This is a genomic window from Georgenia sp. Marseille-Q6866 (assembly GCF_965111665.1).
In genome coordinates, this window is sequence record NZ_CBCOOR010000017.1 from 16314 (window position 1) to 40687 (window position 24374).

Below are 24374 nucleotides of genomic sequence, written 5' to 3' on the forward strand. Positions count from 1 at the left end.
AAATCCGCGGCTCCGGCGTCTCCGGAGCCGCGGATTTTCCGCATATGCGGGGGCGGGGGTGGGTGGGGGTGGGGGTGGGTCAGGGCTCGGTGACGAGGGGGTAGACGCCGTTCTCGTCGTGGACCTCGCGGCCGGTGACCGGCGGGTTGAAGACGCAGATCGTGCGGATCTCGGTCCGCGGGCGGACGACGTGCTTGTCGTGCTCGTTGAGGAGGTACATCGAGCCCGGACGCAGCTCGTGCGTCTCCCCGGTGCCGAGGTCGGTGATCGTGCCCTCGCCCTCGACGATCATCACGGCCTCGATGTGGTTGGCGTACCAGAACTCGTTCTCGGTGCCGGCGTACAGGGTGGTCTCGTGCACCGAGAAGCCCACCTTGTCGCGGGCGAGGATGATGCGCTTCGAGCGCCAGTTGGGGGTCTGGATGTCGAACTCGGTGTCGTCGAGGTCGTGGAAGCTGCGGACGATCATGGTCAGTTCTCCTGGTTCTCGAGGACGGTGACGACGGCCTGCTCGAGGATGCGCATGCCCGCCTCGAGCTCCGCCGGGCTGATGGTGAGCGGCGGAAGCAGCTTGACGACCTCGTCGCCCGGTCCGGACGTCTCGACGAGCAGGCCGTTCGCGAAGGCCTCCTGGGTGACCCGGCCGGCGAGCTCGCCGGACGGGAGCTGCAGCCCGCGGGCCAGGCCGCGGCCCTTGGCGACGAGGCCGTGGCTCTCGTAGCGGGCGACGAGCGCGTTGAAGCGCGACTCGATCGCCAGGCCGCGGGAGATCGTGCTGCGCTCGAGCGCGTCGTCGGACCAGTAGCGGCGGATCGCCTCGGTCGCGGTGACGAAGGCGTGGTTGAAGCCGCGGAAGGTGCCGTTGTGCTCGCCCGGCTCCCAGATGTCGAGCTCGGGGCGCACGAGGGTCAGCGCCATCGGCAGGCCGTAGCCGCTGATCGACTTCGACAGCGTGATGATGTCGGGCACGATGTCGGCCTCCTCGAAGCTGAAGAAGCCTCCGGTGCGACCGCAGCCCATCTGGATGTCGTCGACGATGAGCAGGATCCCGTGCCGCTTGCACAGGTCCGCGAGGTTGCGCAGCCACTCGGCGCGGGCGGCGTTGATCCCGCCCTCACCCTGGACGGTCTCGACGATGACGGCGGCCGGCTGGTTGAGGCCGCCGCCGGAGTCGGTGAGCAGCCGCTCGAGGTAGAGGAAGTCCTGGACGTCGCCGTCGAAGTAGTCGTCGTAGGGCATCGGGGTCGCGTGGACGAGGGGGATGCCCGCCCCGCCGCGCTTCATCGCGTTGCCGGTCACCGACAGCGCGCCCAGGGTCATGCCGTGGAAGGCGTTGGTGAAGCTGATGACCGACTCGCGGCCGGTAACCTTGCGGGCGAGCTTGAGCGCCGCCTCGACGGCGTTGGCGCCGCCCGGGCCGGGGAAGACGACCTTATGGTCCAGTCCGCGGGGACGCAGGATCGTGTCGGCGAAGGTCGTGAGGAACTCGTCGCGTGCCGTGGTGAACATGTCCAGCGAGTGCACGACGCCGTCACGCGCGAGGTAGTCGAGGAGGACCTTCTTCAGGGCCGGGTTGTTGTGCCCGTAGTTGAGCGACCCGGCGCCGGCGAAGAAGTCGATGTAGGGGTTGCCGTCGGTGTCGTACATGGTCGCGCCGACGGCGCGGTCGAAGGTGACCGGCCAGGAGCGGGAGTAGCTGCGGACCTGGGACTCGAGATCGGTCGTGGTCGTGGTCGGGCTGGTGATCGTCATCGGGGAGGCTGCCTTTCGTGGCGGGACGGACGCGTGTCGGTGTGGGGTTCAGCTCTCGATGGGCTCCAGGGGGCCGATCCTCACCAGCCCTTCGGTCTCGTGTCCGGCGTCGGGGAAGTCCGCGGCGGCGAAGAGCTCGCTGCGGACCAGGGGGGCGCCGCGCTCGGCGGCGAAGCTCTCGAAGAGGCGCTGGGAGGCGGTGTTGTCCGCGGTGATCGAGGCCTCGACGAAGCCGGCGCCGGCGGCGGCGTCGGCCAGGAGCCGGGCGGCGAGCCGCCGCCCGCGCTGGGCCGGGTCGACGGCGACCTGCCAGACGAACAGCGTGCCGGGCTCCGCGGGGCGGCGGTAGCCGAGGAGGAAGCCCACGACCTCACCGTCGACCACGGCCACCCGGCAGGTGCGCGCGAAGTCGCGTGCGAGCAGGAGGTAGGCGTAGGAGGTGTTGAGGTCCAGGGCGCCGGAGTCGCGGGCGAGGCGCCACATGTCGGCGCCCTCGGCGGGCTCCGGGGGCCGGACGGTCACGGGCGGGTGGCCGCTGCCTGTGTCGGGTGCGGCGGCGGACGGGACACGGGGTGCTGCTGGTGTGGCGGGGGGCATACGGCGAACCACGTTAACGAGGTCCCGCGCCGTCCGACAGTCGCCGAGCGGCCTCCCGCCGCCGTCCGGGCCGGATGTCGGCCGTCGGCGGAGCGGCGGTCTGGCGTGGCACGGTGCGGGAAGGTCGGCCTCGGTCCGAGGTGGTCCTGGCCAGTCGAAATTGCGTCCGCATGGTGAGATATTTTCCCGAGTGTGACCTGGGCCATGCCTGCCGCCGCCCCACCCCCATGCGCCGACAGCTGGATCCCGCCCGGTGCGGGATCCAGCTGTCGGCGGCGAGGGGGAGGGGACGAGACGGGTGGGTCAGCGGCGTGTGCGGGCCGTCTCAGTCGCGCGCTCGCCGTCCTGCTGGCCGTCCTTCTCGGCCCGCCGCTTGGCCCGCTCGAGGGCACGCTCCCGCATCGCCCGGGCCTGGTCCTCGAGCTCGGCCGCGCGCTCCTCGCTGCGCGTGAGGTTGTCACCGGACTCCGGGTCGAAGAGGTGGAGGGAGGCGGGGTCGAACCACAGCTCGGCCGGGTCCCCGGCGCGGACAGTGCTCGCCGCGTCGAGGGAGATGATGAGCTGGGTGCGCATGCCCTCGCCGTCGAGGTCCCGGTCCAGCTCCTCGAGCTGCGCCTGGACGGCCTCGTGGGTCTCGAAGGGGATGTAGGCGTAGAGCACCTCACCGAGCCACTCGGTGACGTCGACGTCGACGTCGAAGCGCACCCCGGTGTCCGTGCGCCCGGGCTCCATCGTGTCGACGTCCTCGAAGGCGTCGGGCCGGATGCCGACGATGACGACCTCACGGTTGCCGACGGCGGCACGCATCCGCTCGTCCATGGGGACGTCGACGATGGGCAGGCGCAGGACGTCGCCCTCGACGATCCCCGGCAGGAAGTTCATCGGCGGGGAGCCGATGAAGCCCGCGACGAAGAGGTTGATCGGCTGGTCGTACAGCCCGCGCGGGCTGGCGACCTGCTGCAGCTCGCCGCGACGCAGCACCGCCACCCGGTCCCCGAGGGTCATCGCCTCCGTCTGGTCGTGGGTGACGTAGACCGTCGTCGTGGCGAGGTTGCGCTGCAGGCGGGCGATCTCGGTGCGCATCTGCCCGCGGAGCTTGGCGTCGAGGTTGGACAGCGGCTCGTCGAAGAGGAAGGCCTTGGCCCGCCGGACGATGGCCCGGCCCATGGCGACGCGCTGACGCTGGCCACCGGAGAGGTTGGCGGGCTTGCGCTCGAGGTGCTCGTCGAGCTCGAGGAGCCGGGAGGCCTCGCGGACCCGGTCGTCGATCTGCTCGTCGGTGTACTCGCCCTTGGCCAGGCGCAGCGGGAAGGCGATGTTCTCGTAGACCGTGAGGTGGGGGTACAGCGCGTAGTTCTGGAAGACCATCGCGAGGTCGCGGTCGCGCGGTGCCTTGTCGTTGACGACCTCGTCGGCGATGCGCAGCTCGCCGTCGCTGATGTCCTCCAGCCCGACGATCATCCGCAGCAGGGTCGACTTCCCGCAGCCGGACGGGCCCACGAGGATGACGAACTCGCCGTCGGCGATGTCGAGGCTGATGCCCTTGACCGCGGTGAAGCCGTCCGGGTAGGTCTTGACGACGTTGTCGAGGGTGATCGATGCCATGGCTGGACTCCTTGTCGTTCGGGCCTCAGCCCTTGACTGCGCCTTGGGTGAGGCCGGACACGATGCGCCGCTGGAAGAGCAGGACGACGATGACGACCGGCACGGTGACGACGATGGCCGCCGCCGAGATCGAGCCGGTGGGCTCCTCGAACTGCGAGGCGCCGGTGAAGAAGGACAGGGCCGCCGGCACGGGCCGGGCGGCGCTCGTCGAGGTGAGCGAGATGCCGTAGACGAAGTCGTTCCAGGCGATGAAGAAGGCGATGATCGCCGTCGTGAACACGCCGGGGGCGGCGAGCGGGACGACGGCCTTGCGGAAGGCCTGGAACGGGGTGGCGCCGTCCACCTGGGCCGCCTGCTCCAGCTCCCAGGGGATCTGCCGGAAGAAGGCCGCCAGGGTCCAGATGGAGATCGGCAGGGTGAGGGACAGGTAGGGGATGACGAGGCCGGCCCAGGTGTCGTACAGGCCGATCGTGCGCCAGAGGTTGAACAGCGGCGTGACGATCGAGACGACGGGGAAGACCGACACGGCCAGGGCGGTGGTGAGGATGACGCGCTTGCCCCGGAAGTCCAGCCGCGCGATGGCGTAGGCGCACAGCGTCGCGAGGAAGACGGCGATGGCGGTGGCGATGAGCGAGATGCCGATGGAGTTGCGCAGCGAGGGGAGGAAGAGGTCCTGCGCGCTGCCGCCGGGCGCGAGGATCGTCTTGTAGTTCTCGAGCGTCCACTCCTCGGGGAGGAAGGTCCCGGAGAAGAGGCCGGCCTGCGTCTTGAAGGACGTCATGGCGATCGACACGACGGGGAACAGGGACCACAGGAGTACGACGAGCGTGATCGCGATCCAGGCGACCTTCTGCTTCGTGGACAGCCCTCTCATCACTTGCCTCCCGTCGAGCCGGCGAGATCGACCTTGAAGCCCTTGATCGCGATGCCCGCGATGATGAGCACGCAGAGGAAGAGCAGCACCGAGATCGCCGAGCCGAGGCCGATCTCGAGCCGTCCGATCGAGGTGTTGTAGGCCAGCAGCGAGAGGACCTCGGTGTCGTTCGCGCCGTTGGTCATGATGTAGACGTTGTCGAAGATCCGGAAGGCCTCCAGCGCCCGGAAGAGCACGGCGACCATGATCGCGGCCTTCATGTTCGGCAGGATGACCCGCTTGAGGACCTGCCAGCCCGTCGCGCCGTCGACCTTCGCCGCCTCCTCCAGGTCCCCGGGCACCTGCGCGAGGCCGGACAGGAGGAGCAGGGAGATGAACGGGGTCGTCTTCCACACCTCGGAGGCGATGATGACGAACAGCGACGTGCCCTGGGAGGCGAACCAGTTGAGGTTCTCCTCGATGCCCGGCACCCAGTTGAACCAGTTGTTGACGTAGCCGCCGGAGTTGATGTCGAAGGCGTAGAACCAGGCGAAGGCGGAGACGACGGTGATGATGCCGTAGGGCACGAGGATCGCCGTGCGGATGAGGCCGCGGAGGTTCTGGATCGCGCGGTGCATGACGAGCGCGAGGAGGAAGCCGAGGACGAGCTCGATGAGCACGGTGATGATCGTGATGACGATCGTGATCCACAGCGACTGGAGGAACGCGGGGTCGCCGAGCACCACCTGGTAGTTGCGGAACCAGATGAGCTCGGTCTCGTCCGGTGCCGTGAGGCGCAGGCTGAACAGCGAGTCGTACAGCGCCTGGAGGATCGGGTAGAGCGTGACCGCCAGCATGATGACGAACGCCGGTCCGGCGAGGTACCAGCCGAGCCGGGCCTCGGAGCGGGAGCGGTCGGAGCCCTTCCTGCCGCGCGGGCGGGAGTCCGGCCGGGGCGTCGCGGCGTCGGGACGCCGGTCCGCTGCGGGCCCGGCCGCGGGGATGTTCGAGCTCATAGCAGCCTCTCGTCTCGCAGGACCGCGGTGATGAAGTCCGCCGAGGACCCGGGGGTCACCTCGGGGTCGACCCCCGCGGGCGGGTGCCAGGTCTCCTGCAGGCCGATCGAGACCTCGTTGTAGTAGGGCGTCTGGGGACGCGGGGCGGCGAGCTCCAGGGACTCCCGGATGGTGTCGGCCATCGGGAAGTCCTCCTGGACGCGCTCGTCCTCGTAGGCCTCGACCGACGACGGCGGGTTGCCGTTAGTGACGAAGTACTCGGCCTGGTGCTCGGGCCGGGTGATGCACGCGACGGCGTCGTACGCGGCGTCGACGTGCTCGCTGTAGGCACTGACCCCGAGGTTGATGCCGCCGACGGGCGGAGCGGCGTCGGTGCCCTCGTCCATCCGCGGGTAGATGGCCCAGCCGATGTCCTCGACGATGTCGGGGTCCGAGCCGTTGATCGCCGGCCAGACGAAGGGCCAGTTGACCATGAAGGAGCCGTCGTCCCCGCGGAAGAGGTTCATCGAGGCGTTCTCGTCCGCCGTCGGGAAGCCCGAGCCGGCCAGGCCCTCCTGGCCGATGCGTTGGAGCACCGAAGCGGCGGCGCGGCCGGCGTCGGAGTCGAGGTCGATCTCCACCTCGTCCGCCTCGGCCTCGGGGTTGGCGATGACCTCGCCGCCGCCGGAGGCGATGAGCGCGTTGATCCACACGGTGAGCGACTCGGCCTTGGCGCCCTGGACGCCGAGGAGCAGGTCCTGGTCGGTGGCCACCTCGATGAGCTGCTCCCAGGTGACGGGCTGCTCCATGTCCAGCCCGGCCTCCTCGGCCACCGACTTGCGGTACCAGAGCAGCTGGGTGTTGGCCCAGAACGGGACGGAGACGAGCTCCCCGTCCCACGTCGCGGAGTCCACCGCGCCCTGGACGACGTCCTCGGTCTCCTGGAGGTCGTCGGGGACGGGGGCGAGGAAGCCGGCGGCCGCCATCTCGGGGATGAACGGCGGGTCCAGGCTCATGATGTCGATCGACTCGTCGGAGGCTGCGAGGCGGCGGGCGAGCTGCTCGCGCTGGGACGCGGCGTCGCGGGGGAGCAGCGAGGTCTCGATGCGGTACTCGCCCTCGGCCTCCTCGGTGCACGTCTGGGCGAGGGCCTCCTGGCCGCCGTCGTCGGGGTTGATGTACCAGGTGAGCACGGGGGGTCCGGACTCGCTGGCGCAGGCGCTGAGCCCGGCGGCCAGCGCGAGCGTCAGGACCGTGATCGTCGTCCGCGGTCGTCGCACGTGCCCTCCTCGGCGTCGCGGCCGGCCGGAACCGGCCGACGTTGGCCCATAGACAACACCGAGAGTGGCGGGGCCGCATCTCGAGGGCGGACAGGGCTGTCCGGCCGGGTCAGCGCGTGCGGTCGTGGCGCCCCGGGCCGGACGTGCACAGGCGCAGGAGGAGGCCCGCGGTGAGGAGCGTGACCGCGGCGACCCCGAGCACGGCACCGCCGTAGGCGACGAGCAGCTCGGCGCGGCTCGCGTCCGGTCCGGTGCTGCCCGCGGTGAGCACGAGGGACAGGCCGGCGAGCAGCCCGCTCACCCCCGCGGCGAGGAGGACCAGCCGGCGCGTCACCGTCGTCGGGCGGTGGTCCAGGCGGGGCGGGAGCGGCCTCCCGACGAGCACGGCGAGGGCGCCCCACAGGAGGACGACGAGCATCGCCGCGGCGACGTCGGAGGCCCGGTGCCAGCCGTTGACCATCGTCGCGAGCCCGGTGCCGCCCGCGTAGGCCCAGCCGGCCAGCGCGGCGGCCCAGCGCCAGCGCGGCGGCGCGACGAGGACGGCGACGGCGGCCACCGTGCCGGCGACCGTCGTGTGTCCGCTCGGCAGCGAGTTGGCGACGGCCTCGGAGACGCCGAGGTCGGGGCGGGTGAGGACCTGGTACTTGAGGACCTGCGTCGTGACGTTGGCACCGCCGACGAGGAGCGGCACGGCGAGCGCGACCCGCCCCTGCCGCTGCACCAGGGCGACTGCGACACCGACGACGATGACGACGACGAGGAAGGGCACCGAGACGACGTCGAGCACCGTCTGGCTGCCCTCGGACAGGCGTCGCCGGCCGATCTGCGAGCCCTCGAGCGCGGTGCTCTCCACCCGCTGGCCCAGGGAGGTGGTGACGAAGACCCACCACACGGCGAGCACGCCGACCGCCGCCAGCACGGCGGAGAGGGCGGCGTCCCGGCGCGGGGCACCGGCGGACGGGCCGCCGCTCACGCCCGGGACGGCTCCCCGCCGTCGGGCTCGGTCTCCTCGCCGTCGGGCTCGGTCCCCTCGCCGTCGGGCTCGGTCTTCCCGCCGTCGGGCTCGGTCCCCTCGACCGGGTCGTCCTGGGCCCGCTCCGTGCGCAGGAAGGGCAGCTCGGCGGTCGCGTTCGGGTCGAGGTCCTCGACGTCGGCCGGAGCGTCGTCGCCGTCCTCGGCCCAGTCCTCGGGCCGGCCGGGGACGACGACGGGCTCGCGGTGGCCGATCGGCTCCGCGTCCCACACCTGCTCGGCGAGGTCCTCGAGCATGTGGACGGCGTCCGCGACGACCTGCTCGTCGGACGTGTTGACACCGTGCATGAGCCAGCGCGCGAGCGCGAGCTCCCCGACGAGCTGAGCCCGGTCGAGGAGGTAGGCGTCGGCGTTCTCCGGTCGCGCGAGGGCGTAGGCCTCCTCGATCGCGTCGAGGCACTCCTCCGGGGCGCTCGCGAGCAGCCAGGCGAGGTCGACGGCGGGGTCGCCCACGTGGGTCTCGGAGAAGCTGATGACCGCGCTCACCTCACCGTCCTGGACGAGGACGTGCTCCTCGGCGAGGTCCCCGTGGACCGGGGTGGTGCGGAAGCGCCACAGGGCGACGTCCTCCAGGGCCCGCTCCCAGCGGGCCAGCACGACGGTCGGCACGTGCCCCGTGCGGGCGGCGGCGTCGACCTCGGCGAGGCAGCGCTTGCGGTACTCGTCGGCGTCGTAGACCGGCAGGCCGGCGTCCTCGACGATCCGCGGCGGCAGCTCGTGCAGCGCCGCGAGGCTGCGCCCCAGGTCCGCCGCGAGCCCGGGGCCGGGGCCGAGGCGCTCGAGGTCGAGCGGGCGTCCGCGCAGCTGGCGGTAGACCATCGCGCGCCCGCCCTCGGGAAGGGCGGCGAAGCCGGCGGGCTCGGGCACGGCGAAGGGCAGCGCGCCGTCGCGGACGTGCGCCGCGAGGGCGCCCAGCAGCGCGACCTCCGCCTCGAGCGACGCCCCGGCCGAGGCGTGCAGGGGGCAGCGGACCACCCAGTGGCGTCCACCGGAGTCGAGGACCCCGGTGACCTGGAAGTCGGCGGTGGTGCTCTGCGGGGAGCGGGTCGCGACGACGTCGAGGCCCGGCACCGCCGCAGTGGCGAGCGCCGCCAGGGCGAGGGGGGATCTACGTGTCACGCCCCCAACCGTAGGACCCGCGTGCCCTCCTCACCCGCGGCGCCCGCGGCGCGCCCCCAGATCGGGGTGCGGATACGGTGCCCGGGTGGCCCTCACCCAGCTTCCCCTCGCCCGGACGACCATCGACGCCGACGGCGCCTCCCGCGCCCGTCCCGGCCTCCTCGGCGAGCTGCGGGGGGACCCGGGCACGCGCGTCCTCCTCGTCCACCGGGGCCAGGTCGGGGCGGGGCGGGACGGTCTCGTCCTGCTCCCCGCGGCCGACGTGCCGGCCGACGCGTGGACGGCCGAGCAGGTCCACTACCTCGGCCGGGAGGGGGACGCGCGTTTCGTCGCGCTCGTCCTGCCCGGCCACCTCGGCTCCGAGCGGGACCTCGACGGCGCACCGGTCGACACCGACGCGCCCCTCGTGGGCCTGCTCGCCGGTGTCGAGATGCGCAACCTGCGGGAGATCGGGGACCGGCTGAGTGACCGGGACACCGGGCTGGGCACGACGGCGGTGGCGCTCGCCGCGTGGCACGCGCGCAACCCGCGCTGCCCCCGCTGCGGGGAGGCGACCGAGGTGCTCGAGGCGGGGTGGGTGCGCCGTTGCGTCGTCGACCACTCGCTGCACTACCCGCGCACCGACGCCGCGGTCATCATGGCGGTCGTCGACGCCGAGGACCGGCTGCTGCTCGGGCACGCCGCCCACTGGCCCGAGCACCGCTTCTCCACCCTGGCCGGCTACGTCGAGCCGGGGGAGTCGCTGGAGGCGGCGGTGCAACGGGAGGTGGCCGAGGAGACCGGCGTCGTCGTCGACGCGGTGCGCTACGAGGGCAGCCAGCCGTGGCCCTTCCCCTGCTCGCTGATGACCGCCTTCCGGGCGGACGTCGCCGCGGGGGCGGGCACGGAGATCACCGTCGACGGCGTGGAGCTCACCGAGGCGCGCTTCTTCACCCGCGCCGCCCTGGCTGCCGCCGTCGCCGAGGGGACCGTGCTCCTGCCCTCGCTGTCCTCGATCGCCCGCTCGCTCATCGAGGACTGGTACGGCGGCCCGCTCGAGGCCGCCCCGTCCCGGGCATGAGACACGGTGTGGGGTGGTGGACCTCTGAGGTCCACCACCCCACACCGTGTGTCCAGCTGCGGCCCCGGGGCTCAGCCCAGGCGGGTCTTGACCTCGTTGAGGGAGGGGTTCGTCGCGGCGGAGCCGTCGGGGAACAGGACGGTCGGGACGGTCTGGTTGCCGCCGTTGACCTCCTCGACGAAGCTCGCGGCCTGCGGGTCCTCCTCGATGTTGACCTCGAGGTAGCCGATGCCCTCGCCGTCGAGCTGCTTCTTCAGCCGGCGGCAGTACCCGCACCACGTGGTCGTGTACATCGTGATCGTGCCGGGATCGGGCGTCGTCGTGCTCACAGAGGTCTCCTTCATGTCGGGGTTCGCTGACCATAACGCCGTGCCGCGACGGCGTATTTCCGCGGGCCTGGGGACGCTCGGGCCGCGTGTCGGCGGGGGCTGAGAGACTGGCCTCGATGACGAGCTCGACCACCACCCCCAGCAGCGAGGAGCTCCTCGCGGCCCTCGACGACGACCAGCGCGCCGTGGCCCAGACCCTCACCGGGCCGCTGTGCGTCCTCGCCGGTGCGGGCACCGGCAAGACCCGTGCCATCACCTACCGCATCGCCCATGGCGTGCGGGCCGGCGTCTACAGCCCGACGACCGTCCTCGCCGTCACCTTCACCGCCCGCGCCGCGGGGGAGATGCGCTCGCGGCTGCGTGACCTCGGGGTGGGCGGCGTCCAGGCGCGTACCTTCCACGCGGCCGCGCTGCGCCAGCTGTCCTACTTCTGGCCCGCCGTGATCGGCGGGGGCCTGCCGAAGATCCAGGAGCACAAGGCGCCGCTCGTCGCCGAGGCGTCCTCGCGCCTGGGCCTGGGCGTGGACCGGGTGAGCATCCGGGACCTCGCCGCCGAGATCGAGTGGGCAAAGGTCAGCCTCGTCACGGCCGAGGACTACGTGACGCGCGCCGTCGCCGCCGGCCGTGAGGAGGCCGCCGGGCAGGACCGCGCCACGGTGTCGCGCCTGCTGGAGATCTACGAGGACGTCAAGACCGAGCGCGGCGTCATCGACTTCGAGGACGTCCTCCTCCTCATGGTCGGCATCCTCGAGGAGCGCGACGACGTTGCCGCGGAGGTCCGCCGCCAGTACCGCCACTTCGTCGTCGACGAGTACCAGGACGTCTCCCCGCTCCAGCAGCGCCTCCTCGACCTGTGGCTGGGGGACCGCAAGGAGCTGTGCGTCGTCGGGGACGTCTCCCAGACCATTTACTCCTTCACCGGCGCCACCCCGCGCTTCCTCACCGACTTCCCGCGCCGCTTCCCCGGCGTGGAGGTGGTGCGGCTCGTGCGTGACTACCGCTCCACCCCGCAGGTGGTGTCCCTGGCCAACAGCGTGCTGGAGCGGGCCGGGAGGCACCGCTCGAGCGCGGCCGTCCGGCTCGTCGCCCAGCGCCCCTCGGGGCCCGCTGTCCGCTTCGAGGCCTTCGACGACGACGTCGCGGAGGCCGCCGGGGTGGCCGCCCGCATCGCGGCCCTGGAGAAGTCCGGCGTGCCGCGAGGGGAGATCGCCGTCCTGTACCGCACCAACGGCCAGGCCGAGGCGCTCGAGCAGGCCCTGGCCCAGGCGGACATCGGCTACCTCGTGCGCGGCGGGGAACGCTTCTTCTCTCGCCGGGAGGTGCGCGAGGCCGTCGTCCTCCTGCGCGGGGCGGCCCGCACGATGACCGACCACCCCATGCCCGACGCCGTCCGCGACGTCCTCGCCGGCATGGGCTGGGCCCCGGACCCGCCGGCCACCCGCGGCGCGGTCCGCGAGCGCTGGGAGTCGCTCCAGGCGCTCGTCGCGCTCGCGGACGAGATCGCGGCCGCCCGCGGCGCGGACCTCGCCGGGCTCGTCACCGAGCTCGAGGAGCGGGCCAGCGCCCAGCACGCCCCGACCGTCTCCGGGGTCACCCTCGCCTCCCTCCACGCCGCCAAGGGCCTGGAGTGGGACGCCGTCTTCCTCGTCGGGGTGAGCGAGGGGCTGCTGCCCATCTCCCTGGCGGAGACGGAGGAGGCGGTCGCCGAGGAGCGCCGCCTGCTCTACGTGGGCGTCACCCGGGCCCGCGAGCACCTCATGCTCTCCTACGCCCGGGCCCGCACCGTCGGCGGGCGCGCGAGCCGCAAGCCCTCGCGCTTCCTCGACGGCCTGTGGCCCGAGGTGGGCACCGCCCGCCGCCCCGCCGCCCGCGCGCCCCGGCGTGACCGCATCGCCGAGCTCGCCGAGTCCGACCCCGAGGGTGCCGCCCTCGTCGAACGCCTGCGTGCCTGGCGCGGGCAGGTGGCCGCCGCGATCGGTAAGCCGCCCTACACGGTCCTCCACGACACGACCCTCGCCGCGATCGCCGAGGCCAAGCCCAAGGACCTGCGCCAGCTCGGCATCCTGCGCGGCGTCGGTGCCGCCAAGCTCGAGGCCTACGGGCCTGCCGTCCTCGCCGTCGTGCGCGGCGAGGAGGTCGTCGTCGAGCCGCCCGGCGCCTGAGCCGGTTCCGGCCAGCGGGAGCCGCGTCAGCACGCGGGTTCCGGGCCGTCGAGGCGGCCCGGAAAATCTCCTCCGATAAATACCTTGCCCCCCGTCACAGGGCGGGCGTAATCTCCTACTCGTCCGTGACCGAGTCGGGGCCCGTGCCTAGCCAGCACACGAGGGGTCCCCATGTGCGAAGGGGAGGTGAACCGCAGTGATCACCATCATCTCGATGGATGCCGCCAGCCGTGAGCTGGGCCGAGCTCTGCCCTGGTTCACCGGGGACTGCTCCCGCCTTCGCCCCGCGCCCGTCGGCTTCGCCGAGGGCCGCGCGCTCCGGACGCCGTAGAACCACACACGTTCTCCGCCGGACCGCGCAGCTCCCGACCGCGGTTCGCCCCTCCCGGGGACTTGCCGCAGGTCTGTCCAGACCCGGCTTCGCACTCACGGAGAATCTCGTGCAACTCACCACCCTTCTCGACCGCCTCAACGAGGGGTCCTCACAGTCGTGGCCGCTGGCCGAGGAGACCGACGAGCTCGCGCTGCTCGAACCCACGCCGCTCGCCCCGTGCCAGGACGCGGAGGACCCCGACCTCTGGTTCGCCGAGCGTCAGGCGGACGTCGAGTTCGCCAAGACGCTGTGCCGTACCTGCCCCGTGCGCGAGGCCTGCCTCGCCGGCGCGCTCGAGCGCGCCGAGCCGTGGGGCGTGTGGGGTGGAGAGGTCTTCATCGGCGGGGAGGTCGTCGCGACCAAGCGCGGCCGTGGCCGCCCCCGCAAGCACCAGCCCGCGGCCTGAGTCAGGCCCGAGCGGCCGGCACCACCCCCGTCCGCGCCGGCAGGCCCGTGCACCCGCAGTCCGGGTGCACCGGCCACTGCTGTGTCCGGGGCACCGGCCGCCGCGCGTCGACGACGAGGCTCGTGCCCGCCGTCGCCACCGGCCGGCCGTCGAGGTAGGCCACGAGCTGCCCGACGGTGACGGCGGCCGCGAGCAGGCAGGTGGCGGCCTCGACGCCCCGGGCCGGCGTGCCGAGCAGCTGCGTGGCCACCGCCGGCCACCGCTCGTCCGCCGCGGTGCGGTGCAGCTCGACGCAGCGCCCGCACGGTCCCGCCCCGGGCGTGACGAGCGGACCGACGACGACGTCCACCTCCCGGGTGACGACGAGCAGGTGGACGACGTCCTCCCGCACGAGCGGCCGCAGCCGCACCGGGTCGCTGACGTCCTGCTCGACGAGGACGACGACGTCGGGCCGGGTGCGCGCCGGCGCCGAGGTCCGCAGGTGGGGGTGCGCCAGGCGCAGCACCGCCCGGCCCCGCTCCCCGCGCTCCGTGCCGACGTCGTGCAGGCAGTAGCCGCCCAGGCCGACGTCGTCACGCCGGACGCGCGCCCGGTCCTCCACGAGCAGCGTCCCCACGCCGGCGGCCGCGAGGCCCGCGGCGACGAGCAGCCCGAGCCGCCCCAGCCCGAGGACTGCCACCGTCGCGCCGCCGCGGCGGGCGACGACGTCGCTCGCGTCGCGCTGGGCCACCCGCGACCAGTGGTCGACCTCCGCGCCCAGTCCCTGGTGGTCGAGGGAGGGGTCGCGCGCCCGCTCGAGCGCGCCGCAGTCCTCGAGCCGGGCGAGCAGCTCGCGCGCCCGGCCGGCACGCACCCCGAGCTCGCGTCCGCGGGCGAGGAACGCGGCCTCGCTCGTCTCGCGTTCCAGGCCGTCGAGCAGCTGCTGCTCCTCGCCGGTGAGCCCGTCGAGGACGACGGCGAGGTCCGGGTCCGCGTGGACCTGGCTGCTGCCCTCCTGGCGCCACAGCACGTGGGTGCCTGGTCGTAGTCGCATGTGCCCTCCCACCCCGAGGATGGCAGCGGGCCGAGCGGTGCCGCGCGGGTGCACCGGCGTCCTGTGGACAGCCGCGCCTGTGGACGGGGACGGGCCGCGCAGCCGAGCTGTCGGTGGCCCGCCGTAGATTGGTGGCATGTCGGAGATCGAGGTCAGGCGCAGCCGCCGGCGCACGCGGACGGTCCAGGCCTTCCGCGAGAACGGGCGCACCGTCGTCGCCATCCCGGACCGCTTCACCGCGGCCGAGGAGGCGGAGTGGGTGGCGCGGATGGTCGAGCGGCTCGAGCGCACGGGTCGCCGCCGTCGGCCGTCGGACGCGCAGCTCGCCACCCGCGCCGAGCAGCTGTCCGCGCGCTACCTCGAGGGCCGGGCCCGCCCGCAGTCCGTCGCGTGGGTGGGCAACCAGACCACGCGCTGGGGCTCGTGCACGCCGGGCACCGGGACCATCCGGATCTCCGACCAGGTCAAGGGGATGCCCCCGTGGGTGCTGGACTACGTGCTCGTCCACGAGCTCGCCCACCTGCTCGTCGGCGGCCACGGGCCCGACTTCTGGGCCTGGGTCGAGCGCTACCCCCAGACCGAGCGGGCCCGCGGCTTCCTCGACGGCGTCGCCTTCGCCCGCCGGCTCGAGGGCCGGGAGGCCCCCGAGCCCGGCGGGACGGAGGACTAGCGGGGGTCGTTCTCGCTGTCGTCCCCGTCGGGACGGTTCTCGTCGGCGTCCTCGGCCTGGGCGGCGTCCGTGCCCTCGGCCTGCTCCGCCTCGGCGAAGATGCTCGCGAGGGCGGCGTCGACGTCCTCGTCCGCGCTCGCGGCGGCGTCGCGGGCGGCGACGAATCCCTTCGGGTCGTCGAGCTCCTCGGCGGTCGGCATGAGGTCGGGGTGGGACCACAGGGCGTCACGCGCCTCGACGCCGCGCTGCTCGGCCAGGTGTGTCCACAGCGCCGCAGCCTCACGCAGCCGCCGCGGCCGCAGCTCGAGGCCGACGAGCGAGGCGAAGGTCTGCTCGGCCGGACCGCCGGCGGCCCGTCGGCGGCGGACCATCTCGCGCAGGGGGACGGTGTGCGGGAGGTGCGGGGCCACGGCCTGGCCGGCCACGACCTCCACCCAGCCCTCGACGAGCGCCAGCGCCGTCTCGAGCCGGACCAGCGCCGCGCGCTGCGCGTCGCTCTGCTCCAGGGCGAAGACGCCGCCGGAGAAGGCCTCGCGCAGCGACTCGGGGTCGCTCGGGTCCAGGCCGCGGACGGCCTCCTCGATGGCCCCGGTGTCGATGGAGATCTCCCGGGCGTAGGCCTCGACAGTGCCCAGGAGGTGGGCGCGCAGCCACGGCACGTGCGCGAAGAGCCGCGCGTGGGCGACCTCCCTGACGGCGAGGAAGAGGCGCACCTCCTCCGCGGGCGCGTCCAGGCCCTCGGCGAAGGCGTCGACGTTGGCAGGGACGAGGGCGGCGTCGTGGCCCTCGACGAGCGGGAGGCCGGTGTCGGACGCGCCGAAGGCCTCCCCGGCGAGCGTGCCCACGGCCTGGCCCACCTGCATCCCGAAGACGGCGCCGCCGAGCTGGCGGATCATGCCGCCGCCCGCGCCCGCGCCCAGGCCGGCCGCGAGCGGGTGGCCGCCGAGCTCCCGGGTCTGCTCCTCCAGGACCCGCTCGAGCGCGCGGGCCACGGAGGGGGCGATGGGCTCGGCGAGCGTCTTCCACGTCGGCAGCGTCTCGCGGGCCCAGTCCGAGCGGGACCACGCCCGCGTGGCACCCCCGCTGGGGCCCAGCTCGGTGACGGCGTCCAGCCAGAGGTCGGCCACGCGCAGCGCCTCGGTGGCGTCGGCCGCCTGGGCGGCGGTGACGGTGACGTCACCGGTCTGGCGGACCACCTGGGTGGCGACGTCACCGGCGAGCGCCCAGTTGACGGGGTCGCTGCCGCCGGCGGCGAGGATGTGCTGCATCTGGCCGAGCATCATCGCGAGCTGGTTGCGGTCCTGGGGGAGGCCGGCTGCGTTGGCCATGGCCTCCGGGTCGAGGCCGGCGGCGCGCATCGCGGCCATGGCCTCGTCGGCGGCCTGCGGCCCGAGCATGGAGCGCAGCAGCGCCTCCCAGCTCTCCTCACCGGCGGGGTCCTGGCTCATTCGACAGCTCCGATCCTTCGGGGGGCACCACGGTAACCCCGCGGCCGGGCGGGTCAGAGCACGGCCGGAGCGGTTTCGCCGAGGGCGTGACGACGCCGGACGGTTCGGCCTGCCGCCCGCCCGGGGTGATGATGTGGCGGTGCGCCTGCGACCCGACCACCCTGCGGTGACCGACGACGACCGGCCGCTGCTCACCCCTCGGACGGTGACCGCGGCCGTCGCCGGTGCGGTGACCTTCGTCCTCGCCCTGGCGATGCTCGTCATCACCCCGCCCTACGCGATCCAGAGTCCCGGACCCACGGTCGACACCCTCGGGGACGCGCCCGGCACCGACGTCCCGCTCCTCACCGTCGAGGGCACCGAGACCTACCCGACCGACGGGGAGCTGCTGCTCACCACCGTCTCCACGCGCGGCGGACCGGGCTTCCCGGCCACGGCGGCCCAGGTCATCGGCGGCTGGCTCTCGGGGACGACGACGGTCATGCCTCGGGAGGCCGCCTTCGACCCCGAGCAGACCCGGGAGGAGGTCGAGCAGGAGTCGACCTTGCAGATGAGCTCCTCCCAGACCAACGCCACGGTCGCGGCACTCACCGAGCTCGGCTACGACGTGCCCACCGAGCTGCGCGTCGCCGGCACCAGCCCCCACGGCCCCACGACGGGGCTGCTCGAGGAGGGCGACACGCTCGTGAGCATCGCCGCCGGCGCGGAGCCCACCGAGCTCACCTCCTTCGCCGTGCTCAGCGACGTCCTCGCCGACACCCCGCCCGGGTCGACCGTCACCCTCGGCGTCGAGCGCGCGGGCGAGGAGACGCCGGTGGAGGTCGTCACCGCCGACGACGGCGACGGCGGCAGCCTCCTCGGGGTGATGATCTCCCCGGAGGTCGACCTGCCCGTCGACGTCGGCTTCGCCATCGAGAACATCGGTGGCCCGAGCGCCGGGCTCATGCTCACGCTCGGGATCGTCGACATGCTCACCCCCGGCCCGCTCACCGGCGGCGCCGTCGTCGCCGGCACCGGCACGGTCGACCTCGCCGGTGACGTCGGCCCGATCGGCGGCATCGCCCAGAAGCTGGCCGGTGCCGAGCGCGACGGCGCCGAGTGGTTCCTGGCGCCGGTGGAGAACTGCGACGAGGTCACCGGCGCGGTGCCGGACGGGCTGGAGGTCGTCGCCGTCGACACCGTCTCCGACGCCGTCGCGGCACTCGAGGCCGTGACGGCGGGACGCACCGGGGACCTCGAGCGCTGCCCGGCTCCCTGAGCCGTTAGGCGAAGGTCGCGCGCAGCGCCTCGACGAGCCCGGGCACGGCGTCCGGGGAGCCGCCCACGGCGTCGTCGGAGTCGTGCGCACGCGAGCGCAGCGCGCACCAGGACTCCCCGGTGCGCAGCACCCCCGCGACGATCCGCACGTCCTGCCGGTCGGGGTGCGCCTCGAGGTAGGTGACGGCCGCGTCGGGGTCGCGCGGCATGTCCGTCTCCGCCTCCGGCGGCACGACGATGCGCTCGACGACGATCGCGGCGCCGTCGACCTCCTCGGGCCAGCCGAGCTGGGCGAGGAGCTCCTCGAGGGTGTCGGCCTGCGGCAGGCCGTCCTGCTCGATGGAGAGCAGGTGCTCGGGGTCCAGGCGCGCCGACTCCTCCGCGCCCTCGGGCAGCTCGGCGGCGAGCGCGGGGTTGACCGCCAGCGCCGACGCCGTGCGCACGAGGGAGAACACGAGGACGGGGGAGTCCCAGCCGAGGGAGCCGACGTGGCGCTCGATGTCGCGGACCGCCTCGGCGAGGGCGCGCTGGCGGGGGCTGGGTTCGGTGGGGGAAGCCGTCATGGGCCCATGATCGCGCACCTCGGCAGGGGGAGGCGAGCGGCGTGTGTGGGAACCTAGAGGGTGGGCGGCGCGTTGACCCGGCAGGGGCGACCCACGCCGCCTCCCGACAGCTCCACGACCGAAGGTGCCACCACGTGACGACCTCTTCCGTCCCACGACCACCGCGGCCTGCGGCAGGCCGACGACGCGGCGCACTCGTGCCCACTCTCGTCGTCCTCGCGGTCCTCGCGGCGATCCTCATGATCACCGCCCAGTTCTGGACGGAGGTGCTGTGGTTCTCGCACCTGGACTTCGAGGAGGTCCTGTGGCGGGAGTGGATCACCCGTGCGGTGCTCTTCGCCATCGGCTTCCTCGTCATGGGCGTGTCCGTCTGGCTCGGCCTGCGCCTGGCCTACCGCTCGCGTCCCATCTACGCGCCGGTCACCCCTGAGCAGCAGAACCTCGACCGCTACCGCGAGAGCGTGGAGCCGCTGCGCCGCCTGGTGATGATCGGCGCCCCGATCGTGCTCGGCATCTTCTCGGGCATCTCCGCGAGCGGGAACTGGCGCTCGGTGCTCATGTGGCTCAACCGTGAGCCCTTCGGCACCACCGACCCCGAGTTCAACATCGACGTCGGCTTCTTCGTCTTCACCCTGCCGGTGCTGCGCACGCTCGTCTCCTTCCTCATGACGGTCGTCCTCATCACGCTGGTCGCCTCGCTCGTCACGCACTACCTCTACGGCGGCATCCAGCTCGCCGGCCGTCCCCAGCGGGTGACGCGCGCGGCACGGATCCAGCTGTCGGTCATGGCGGCCGTCTTCGTCCTCCTCATCGGGGCGAACTACTGGCTGGACCGCTACTCGCTGCTCGTCGGCCAGAACGACCGCTTCGCCGGTGCGTCCTACGCCGACATCAACGCCAACCTGCCGGGCCGCGAGATCCTCGCCGTCATCGCGGTCATCATCGCGATCCTCTTCATCGTCGCCGCGTTCCGCGGGAGCTGGCTGCTGCCGGCCGCGGGCGTCGGCGTCATGATCGTCTCCGGCGTCGTCATCGGCGGGATCTACCCCGCTGTCGTCCAGCGCTTCCAGGTGACGCCCAACGCCGTCGAGGCGGAGTCGCCGTTCATCCAGCGCAACATCGACGCGACGCTCGTCGCGTACGGCCTGGACGACGTCGAGACCCAGACCTACGACGCCGTCACCCAGGCGGAGGCCGGCCAGCTGCGCAACGACTCCGAGTCCACGGCCAGCATCCGGCTCCTCGACCCGAACATCGTCAGCCCCACCTTCCGCCAGCTCCAGCAGAACCGGCAGTACTACGACTTCGCCCCGACGCTGGCCGTGGACCGCTACGACATCGACGGCGAGAAGCGCGACACCGTCATCGCGATCCGTGAGCTCAACCAGGACGGCCTGGGCAACGACCAGCGCACCTGGGTCAACGACCACACCGTCTACACCCACGGCTTCGGCGCGGTCGCCGCGTACGGCAACACCGTCGCCGGGGACGGCCAGCCGGCCTTCTTCGAGTACGGGATCCCGAGCGTCGGTGAGCTCGGCGAGTACGAGGAGCGGGTCTACTTCGGGCAGAACACCCCGAGCTACTCGATCGTCGGCGCCCCCGAGGGCACCGAGCCGTGGGAGCTGGACTACCCGAACGACGACGCCGACCAGGGCCAGGTCAACACCACCTACGAGGGGAACGGCGGGCCGAGCCTGGGCAGCTTCTGGAACCAGCTGCTCTACGCGATCCGCATGGGCTCGGAGCAGATCCTGTTCTCCGACCGCGTGAACGCCGAGTCGCAGATCCTCTACGACCGCGACCCGCACGAGCGCGTCCAGAAGGTGGCGCCCTACCTCACCCTCGACGCGCGCGCCTACCCCGCGATCGTCGACATGGACGACGACGAGTCCACCCCCAAGGACCTCGTGTGGATCGTCGACGGCTACACGACGACGAACGAGTACCCCTACTCGGCGCGTGAGTCCCTCGAGGACGCGACGACCGACGCCCTGACCGACGAGCTCGGTGGCGTCGTCGTCGGCCCCGCGCCGGAGGAGGTCAACTACATCCGCAACTCCGTCAAGGCGGTCGTCAACGCCTACGACGGCGAGGTGACGCTCTACGAGTGGGACGAGGAGGACCCGATCCTCCAGACCTGGCAGAACGTCTTCCCCGACCACATCTCCCCGCGGGCGGACATCAGCGGCGACCTCATGAGCCACCTGCGTTACCCCGAGGACCTCTTCAAGGTCCAGCGCGAGCTGCTCAGCCGCTACCACGTGACGGACGCGGCCTCCTTCTACTCCGGTGGAAACTTCTGGAACATCCCGAACGACCCCACCGCGGCCGAGGGCGTGCCGCAGCCGCCGTACTACCTGACGATGCAGATGCCGGGACAGGACACCGCGGAGTTCTCGCTCACCTCGAGCTTCATCCCGGGTGGGCAGACCGACCGAAACATCCTCACCGGCTTCCTCGCGGTGGACTCGGAGACCGGCAACACGGCGGGCGAGGTGAGAGAGGGCTTCGGACAGCTGCGGCTCCTCGAGCTGCCCTCGGACGTCACGGTGCCCGGCCCGGGCCAGGTGCAGAACACCTTCAACTCCAACCCGACGATCTCCACCGAGCTCAACCTGCTCCAGCAGGGTGGTTCGCAGGTGCTGCACGGCAACCTCCTCACCGTCCCGGTGGGCGGTGGCCTGCTCTACGTGCAGCCGGTCTACGTCCAGGCCTCGGCCGGTACGCAGTACCCGCTCCTGCAGTACGTGCTCGTCGCCTTCGGTGACGAGATCGGCTTCGCGCCGACGCTCACCGAGGCGCTCGACCAGGTCTTCGGCGGTGACTCGGGTGCCGAGGGCGGGGACGCCGACGTCGTCGACGAGACGCCCGAGGGCGAGGCACCCGAGGGGGAGACCCCCGAGGGCACGACCGAGGTCGACGCCGCGGCGCAGGAGCGCCTCACCCAGGCGCTGGCCGACGCGAACGAGGCCCTCCAGGACGGCCAGGCGGCCCTCACCGAGGGCGACTGGACGACCTACGGCGAGGCGCAGTCCCGCCTCCAGGCCGCGCTCGCGGAGGCGGCCGAGGCCCAGCAGGAGCTCGACGCCGCCGCGGCGGGCGAGGTCCCCGCGCCGGAGGACGGCGCGACCCCGCCGGCCGACGGTGAGGGCGAGGCGCCCGCCGACGGCACACCGCCCGAGGGCGGCGACGACGGCGGAGGCTGACTCGGCCCGGCGGTCCGGCGGGTGGTGAGTCACCTCACTGCCCGCCGGATTGCCACCGGGGGTCACCGCCGCGTAAGGTGGTGACTACCGACGCGGGGTGGAGCAGTTCGGTAGCTCGCCGGGCTCATAACCCGGAGGTCGCAGGTTCAAATCCTGCCCCCGCTACCAGGTCAGGCCCGGGAATCCACGGATTCCCGGGCCTGAGGCGTATAGAGATTTGATCCACCCTCCACAAACCCTCCACTTTGACCTCTCCGTCGAGGTCGGGCCGGGTCTGCCGTGCGGTCGGCGCCGGTCGCTGCCGGGGTGTCACGGCTGCCACGGCGCGTCCCGCGCACCTGGCAGGCATGGGAACCTCAACGACACGGTTGGACGGGCTGGACCCGCTCCTGGACGTCCAGGAGCTCGCCGAGTACCTCGGCGTGCCTGTCCGGACGATCTACGACTGGCGCCAGACCGGGCACGGTCCGCGCGGCTTCCGGGTCGGCCGGCACCTGAAGTTCGCCGTCTCCGACGTCGCGGCGTGGGTCGATGCCCAGCGCAACGGCACACACGGCCACGATCGCTCGGCGGGGTGAGCTGAGGTGGCACGGCCGCGCACGCCGATCGGCACGTTCGGCGACATCGAGTTCACCGCCCTGGCCAACGGCGTGGTGCGCGCTCGGGTGCGCGTCAGGGACCTCGACGGTCGGCTCCGCCGGGTCGAGGCGCGCGCCACGACGCGCAAGGCGGCGGAGCACCGCCTGAAGGAGAGGCTCTCCCGCCGGGCCGACTACGCCATCGGGACCGGCGAGCTGACTCCCGACGCCTCCTTCGGGCGCCTCGTCGACCTCTGGCTGGAGGACCTCGACCTGGAGGGCAAGCTCGCGCCGAGCACCAGGGCGCTCTACGAACGCAACATGCGGCAGCTGGTGATGCCCGCCTTCGAGAACTACACGCTGCGTGAGATCAGCGTCGCCAAGGTCGACAGGTTCATCAAGGCTCTGGCGACCACCCGGAGCTACAGCATGGCCAAGCAGGCGCGCACCGTCCTCAGCCTCGCCCTCGGCCTGGCGGTCCGTTACGACGCGCTCCGGGAGAACCCGGTGCGGGACACGGCCCGGCTGCGGAAGCCGCCGACCCGGGCGATGGCCCTGACCCTGGAGCAGGTCGACGCGATCCGGGCCGCGGTGCGGGGCTGGCGCCGAGAGCCCGGGATGCCAGGACCGCCACCGGACGGCCAGCTCGACCAGATCATCGAGGTCATGCTCGGCACCTCGGCCCGGATCGGTGAGGTGCTGGCGATCCGCAAGTGCGACGTCGACCTCACCGTCTCACCCGCCACCGTCCGGCTCAGCGGGACGATCGTCTCCCCGACGGGTAGGCCGACGCATCGGCAGCCGCACCCCAAGACCGCGAAGTCGGCCCGAACCGTCGCGGTGCCGTCCTTCACCGCTGAGGTGCTGCGCCAGCGGCTCGCCGCGATCACCGACGAGGACGCGGAGCACCTGATCTTCTTCAGCCGCAACCACACGCCGCTGACGACCAACAACGTGCGCCGGCGCCTGCGCGCCATCCTGGACGAGGCCGGCATCGCGGGCGTCACGCCGCACTCGTTCCGTCGGACCGTCGCGACGGTCATCGACCGGGCAGGCGGTGCAGACCTCGCGGCGGAGATGCTCGGCCACACCTCGTCCCAGATCACCAGGGAACACTACATCGAGCCCGACGAGAAGGTGAACCCGGTGACCGCCGAGATCCTCGAGTCACTCGCTCCTCGTGACAGCAGCAACGACGAGAAGTGACGTTGAACGCCGGTGGTGGGGACTCCTCACCACCGCTTCTCTCTCCCCCCCCCCCTGAGGTCGGCGTCTGCACCGAAGGGAGTCGTCTGCCCGCCGGCGCGTCCGCGGTGGTGATGACTCATCACCACCGCTCTCTTCCCCCGAAGCGCGCTCGTCGAACCCGGGGCGCAGGCCGACTTCGGCCTGCTCACCGTCCACGAGTGGCGATCGCTCGATCCATGTGGCCAGTCTCGCGGGGGTGCGTTACCGAGAACGTACGGGGTGCCTGACCCCGTATGCATCCCGTACGCACCCCGTACGCACCCTGACGAGGAGCGTCAGCCCAGGTCATGGTGCGTACGGGGAGAAGGTCGCCGCGTGTCGGGTGACTGGTGTCAGACACCCCGCCCGCGACCGGCGGCGAACCGTCGATCAGTCGCCCACGCGGTGCTTCCGGTACCCCGGTAACCACTCCTGGCCGGTGGCCGTGTCGTCGCGCCAATTGTGCGGCACGAAGCTCGGCGCGCGCCTCAGGATGCTCGCGCTGGGGCGAGCGTCACCGGCCCTTCGACGCGAGCTCAGCTGAGAGGAGGCGGTATGTCTCGTCTGCGTCGACCAGTTCGACTTTGCCCGCGAGGATGTCGTTGATTCGAGAGCCGACCTCATCGCGCCAGGCGACCTCGACCCCCGCCGGATCCGTGGCGGCGTCCTGATCCACGCTGAGCCGAAGCATGCGAGCAAGCTTCAAGGCGCTGATCATGGGGGAGCGAGTAGCCCGCCTCGATGTACGCCTTCAGCTTCGGGGTCATGGATCGCGATGGTATTGCGGCGCACCGACGTCGGCCAGGATTGTGGCTCACGGTGACAG

The 24374-nt window shown here is 72.6% G+C and carries 23 protein-coding genes and 1 tRNA gene; 10 read left to right on the plus strand and 14 right to left on the minus strand.

All coding sequences use genetic code 11. The features are described 5' to 3' along the window. Window positions 1-79 precede the first annotated feature (79 nt). From ACWPXV_RS13875 to ACWPXV_RS13915, 9 genes are all read right to left on the minus strand, one after another. The gene (locus tag ACWPXV_RS13875; RefSeq protein ID WP_454085761.1) at window positions 80-469 is read right to left on the minus strand and encodes an ectoine synthase; all 390 of its coding nucleotides are present in this window, start codon (window positions 467-469) and stop codon (window positions 80-82) included. 2 nt (window positions 470-471) lie between these two features. Then, complete coding sequence (ectB, locus tag ACWPXV_RS13880; RefSeq protein ID WP_454085762.1) at window positions 472-1752, minus strand: diaminobutyrate--2-oxoglutarate transaminase; 1281 nt, start codon at window positions 1750-1752, stop codon at window positions 472-474. Window positions 1753-1800: 48 nt separating this feature from the next. Beyond that, window positions 1801-2274: a diaminobutyrate acetyltransferase gene (ectA, locus tag ACWPXV_RS13885; protein ID WP_454085763.1), complete on the minus strand. Its 474-nt coding sequence runs from the start codon at window positions 2272-2274 to the stop codon at window positions 1801-1803. Between the two features lie 378 nt (window positions 2275-2652). Then, entirely contained in the window at window positions 2653-3954 is a 1302-nt protein-coding gene (locus tag ACWPXV_RS13890) for an ABC transporter ATP-binding protein (RefSeq protein WP_454085764.1), read from the minus strand. Window positions 3955-3979: 25 nt separating this feature from the next. Beyond that, complete coding sequence (locus ACWPXV_RS13895; RefSeq protein ID WP_454085765.1) at window positions 3980-4828, minus strand: carbohydrate ABC transporter permease; 849 nt, start codon at window positions 4826-4828, stop codon at window positions 3980-3982. After that, window positions 4828-5823, minus strand: a complete 996-nt coding sequence (locus ACWPXV_RS13900) for a carbohydrate ABC transporter permease (RefSeq protein WP_454085766.1) — start codon at window positions 5821-5823, stop codon at window positions 4828-4830. Before ACWPXV_RS13900 ends, ACWPXV_RS13895 begins: the two co-directional genes overlap by 1 nt. Continuing rightward, window positions 5820-7082: a sugar ABC transporter substrate-binding protein gene (locus tag ACWPXV_RS13905; RefSeq protein ID WP_454085767.1), complete on the minus strand. Its 1263-nt coding sequence runs from the start codon at window positions 7080-7082 to the stop codon at window positions 5820-5822. Before ACWPXV_RS13905 ends, ACWPXV_RS13900 begins: the two co-directional genes overlap by 4 nt. A gap of 109 nt (window positions 7083-7191) precedes the next feature. Then, entirely contained in the window at window positions 7192-8055 is an 864-nt protein-coding gene (locus ACWPXV_RS13910; RefSeq protein ID WP_454085768.1) for a phosphatase PAP2 family protein, read from the minus strand. Next, window positions 8052-9233 carry a phosphotransferase gene (locus tag ACWPXV_RS13915; RefSeq protein WP_454085769.1) on the minus strand — a complete coding sequence of 394 codons (1182 nt, stop codon included), beginning with the start codon at window positions 9231-9233 and terminating at the stop codon, window positions 8052-8054. The genes ACWPXV_RS13910 and ACWPXV_RS13915 overlap by 4 nt, the downstream gene beginning before the upstream one ends. A gap of 85 nt (window positions 9234-9318) precedes the next feature. Between ACWPXV_RS13915 and nudC the strand changes: the two genes are divergently transcribed. After that, window positions 9319-10293 carry an NAD(+) diphosphatase gene (gene nudC, locus ACWPXV_RS13920; RefSeq protein WP_454085770.1) on the plus strand — a complete coding sequence of 325 codons (975 nt, stop codon included), beginning with the start codon at window positions 9319-9321 and terminating at the stop codon, window positions 10291-10293. 71 nt (window positions 10294-10364) lie between these two features. On the opposite strand, the gene ACWPXV_RS13925 is transcribed toward nudC, so the two are convergent. After that, window positions 10365-10637, minus strand: coding sequence for a mycoredoxin (locus ACWPXV_RS13925; RefSeq protein WP_454085771.1), 273 nt, complete (start codon window positions 10635-10637; stop codon window positions 10365-10367). A gap of 101 nt (window positions 10638-10738) precedes the next feature. Here ACWPXV_RS13925 and ACWPXV_RS13930 point away from each other — a divergent pair, with 101 nt between their 5' ends. The 3 genes from ACWPXV_RS13930 (at window position 10739) to ACWPXV_RS13940 (ending at window position 13563) form a co-directional block, all read left to right on the plus strand. After that, complete coding sequence (locus tag ACWPXV_RS13930) at window positions 10739-12784, plus strand: ATP-dependent helicase (RefSeq protein WP_454085772.1); 2046 nt, start codon at window positions 10739-10741, stop codon at window positions 12782-12784. Between the two features lie 196 nt (window positions 12785-12980). Beyond that, the gene (locus ACWPXV_RS13935; protein ID WP_454085773.1) at window positions 12981-13115 is read left to right on the plus strand and encodes a hypothetical protein; all 135 of its coding nucleotides are present in this window, start codon (window positions 12981-12983) and stop codon (window positions 13113-13115) included. 193 nt (window positions 13116-13308) lie between these two features. Further along, window positions 13309-13563, plus strand: coding sequence for a WhiB family transcriptional regulator (locus ACWPXV_RS13940; protein WP_454085816.1), 255 nt, complete (start codon window positions 13309-13311; stop codon window positions 13561-13563). A gap of 1 nt (window position 13564) precedes the next feature. Here the strand turns inward: ACWPXV_RS13940 and ACWPXV_RS13945 are convergent, their stop codons facing one another. Continuing rightward, window positions 13565-14596: a thiamine biosynthesis protein ThiF gene (locus tag ACWPXV_RS13945; RefSeq protein WP_454085774.1), complete on the minus strand. Its 1032-nt coding sequence runs from the start codon at window positions 14594-14596 to the stop codon at window positions 13565-13567. Between the two features lie 136 nt (window positions 14597-14732). Between ACWPXV_RS13945 and ACWPXV_RS13950 the strand changes: the two genes are divergently transcribed. Next, the gene (locus ACWPXV_RS13950; RefSeq protein ID WP_454085775.1) at window positions 14733-15266 is read left to right on the plus strand and encodes a M48 metallopeptidase family protein; all 534 of its coding nucleotides are present in this window, start codon (window positions 14733-14735) and stop codon (window positions 15264-15266) included. On the opposite strand, the gene ACWPXV_RS13955 is transcribed toward ACWPXV_RS13950, so the two are convergent. Beyond that, on the minus strand, window positions 15263-16714 hold the full coding sequence (locus ACWPXV_RS13955; RefSeq protein ID WP_454085776.1) for a zinc-dependent metalloprotease: 1452 nt from the start codon (window positions 16712-16714) through the stop codon (window positions 15263-15265). The genes ACWPXV_RS13950 and ACWPXV_RS13955 overlap by 4 nt on opposite strands. 139 nt (window positions 16715-16853) lie before the next feature. Between ACWPXV_RS13955 and ACWPXV_RS13960 the strand changes: the two genes are divergently transcribed. Continuing rightward, window positions 16854-17972 (plus strand): YlbL family protein, encoded by a 1119-nt coding sequence (locus tag ACWPXV_RS13960; RefSeq protein ID WP_454085777.1) that lies wholly within the window; start codon window positions 16854-16856, stop codon window positions 17970-17972. A gap of 4 nt (window positions 17973-17976) precedes the next feature. On the opposite strand, the gene ACWPXV_RS13965 is transcribed toward ACWPXV_RS13960, so the two are convergent. Then, entirely contained in the window at window positions 17977-18534 is a 558-nt protein-coding gene (locus tag ACWPXV_RS13965) for a PPA1309 family protein (RefSeq protein WP_454085778.1), read from the minus strand. 134 nt (window positions 18535-18668) lie between these two features. Here ACWPXV_RS13965 and ACWPXV_RS13970 point away from each other — a divergent pair, with 134 nt between their 5' ends. From ACWPXV_RS13970 to ACWPXV_RS13985, 4 genes are all read left to right on the plus strand, one after another. Beyond that, the gene (locus tag ACWPXV_RS13970) at window positions 18669-21743 is read left to right on the plus strand and encodes a UPF0182 family membrane protein (RefSeq protein ID WP_454085779.1); all 3075 of its coding nucleotides are present in this window, start codon (window positions 18669-18671) and stop codon (window positions 21741-21743) included. 91 nt (window positions 21744-21834) lie between these two features. After that, a tRNA-Met gene (locus ACWPXV_RS13975) sits at window positions 21835-21911 on the plus strand. 179 nt (window positions 21912-22090) lie between these two features. Beyond that, complete coding sequence (locus ACWPXV_RS13980; protein ID WP_454085780.1) at window positions 22091-22321, plus strand: helix-turn-helix transcriptional regulator; 231 nt, start codon at window positions 22091-22093, stop codon at window positions 22319-22321. A gap of 6 nt (window positions 22322-22327) precedes the next feature. Next, entirely contained in the window at window positions 22328-23527 is a 1200-nt protein-coding gene (locus ACWPXV_RS13985) for a tyrosine-type recombinase/integrase (RefSeq protein ID WP_454085781.1), read from the plus strand. A 535-nt stretch (window positions 23528-24062) separates the two neighbouring features. Here the strand turns inward: ACWPXV_RS13985 and ACWPXV_RS13990 are convergent. Beyond that, window positions 24063-24266, minus strand: a complete 204-nt coding sequence (locus ACWPXV_RS13990) for a hypothetical protein (protein WP_454085782.1) — start codon at window positions 24264-24266, stop codon at window positions 24063-24065. Window positions 24267-24374 lie beyond the last annotated feature (108 nt).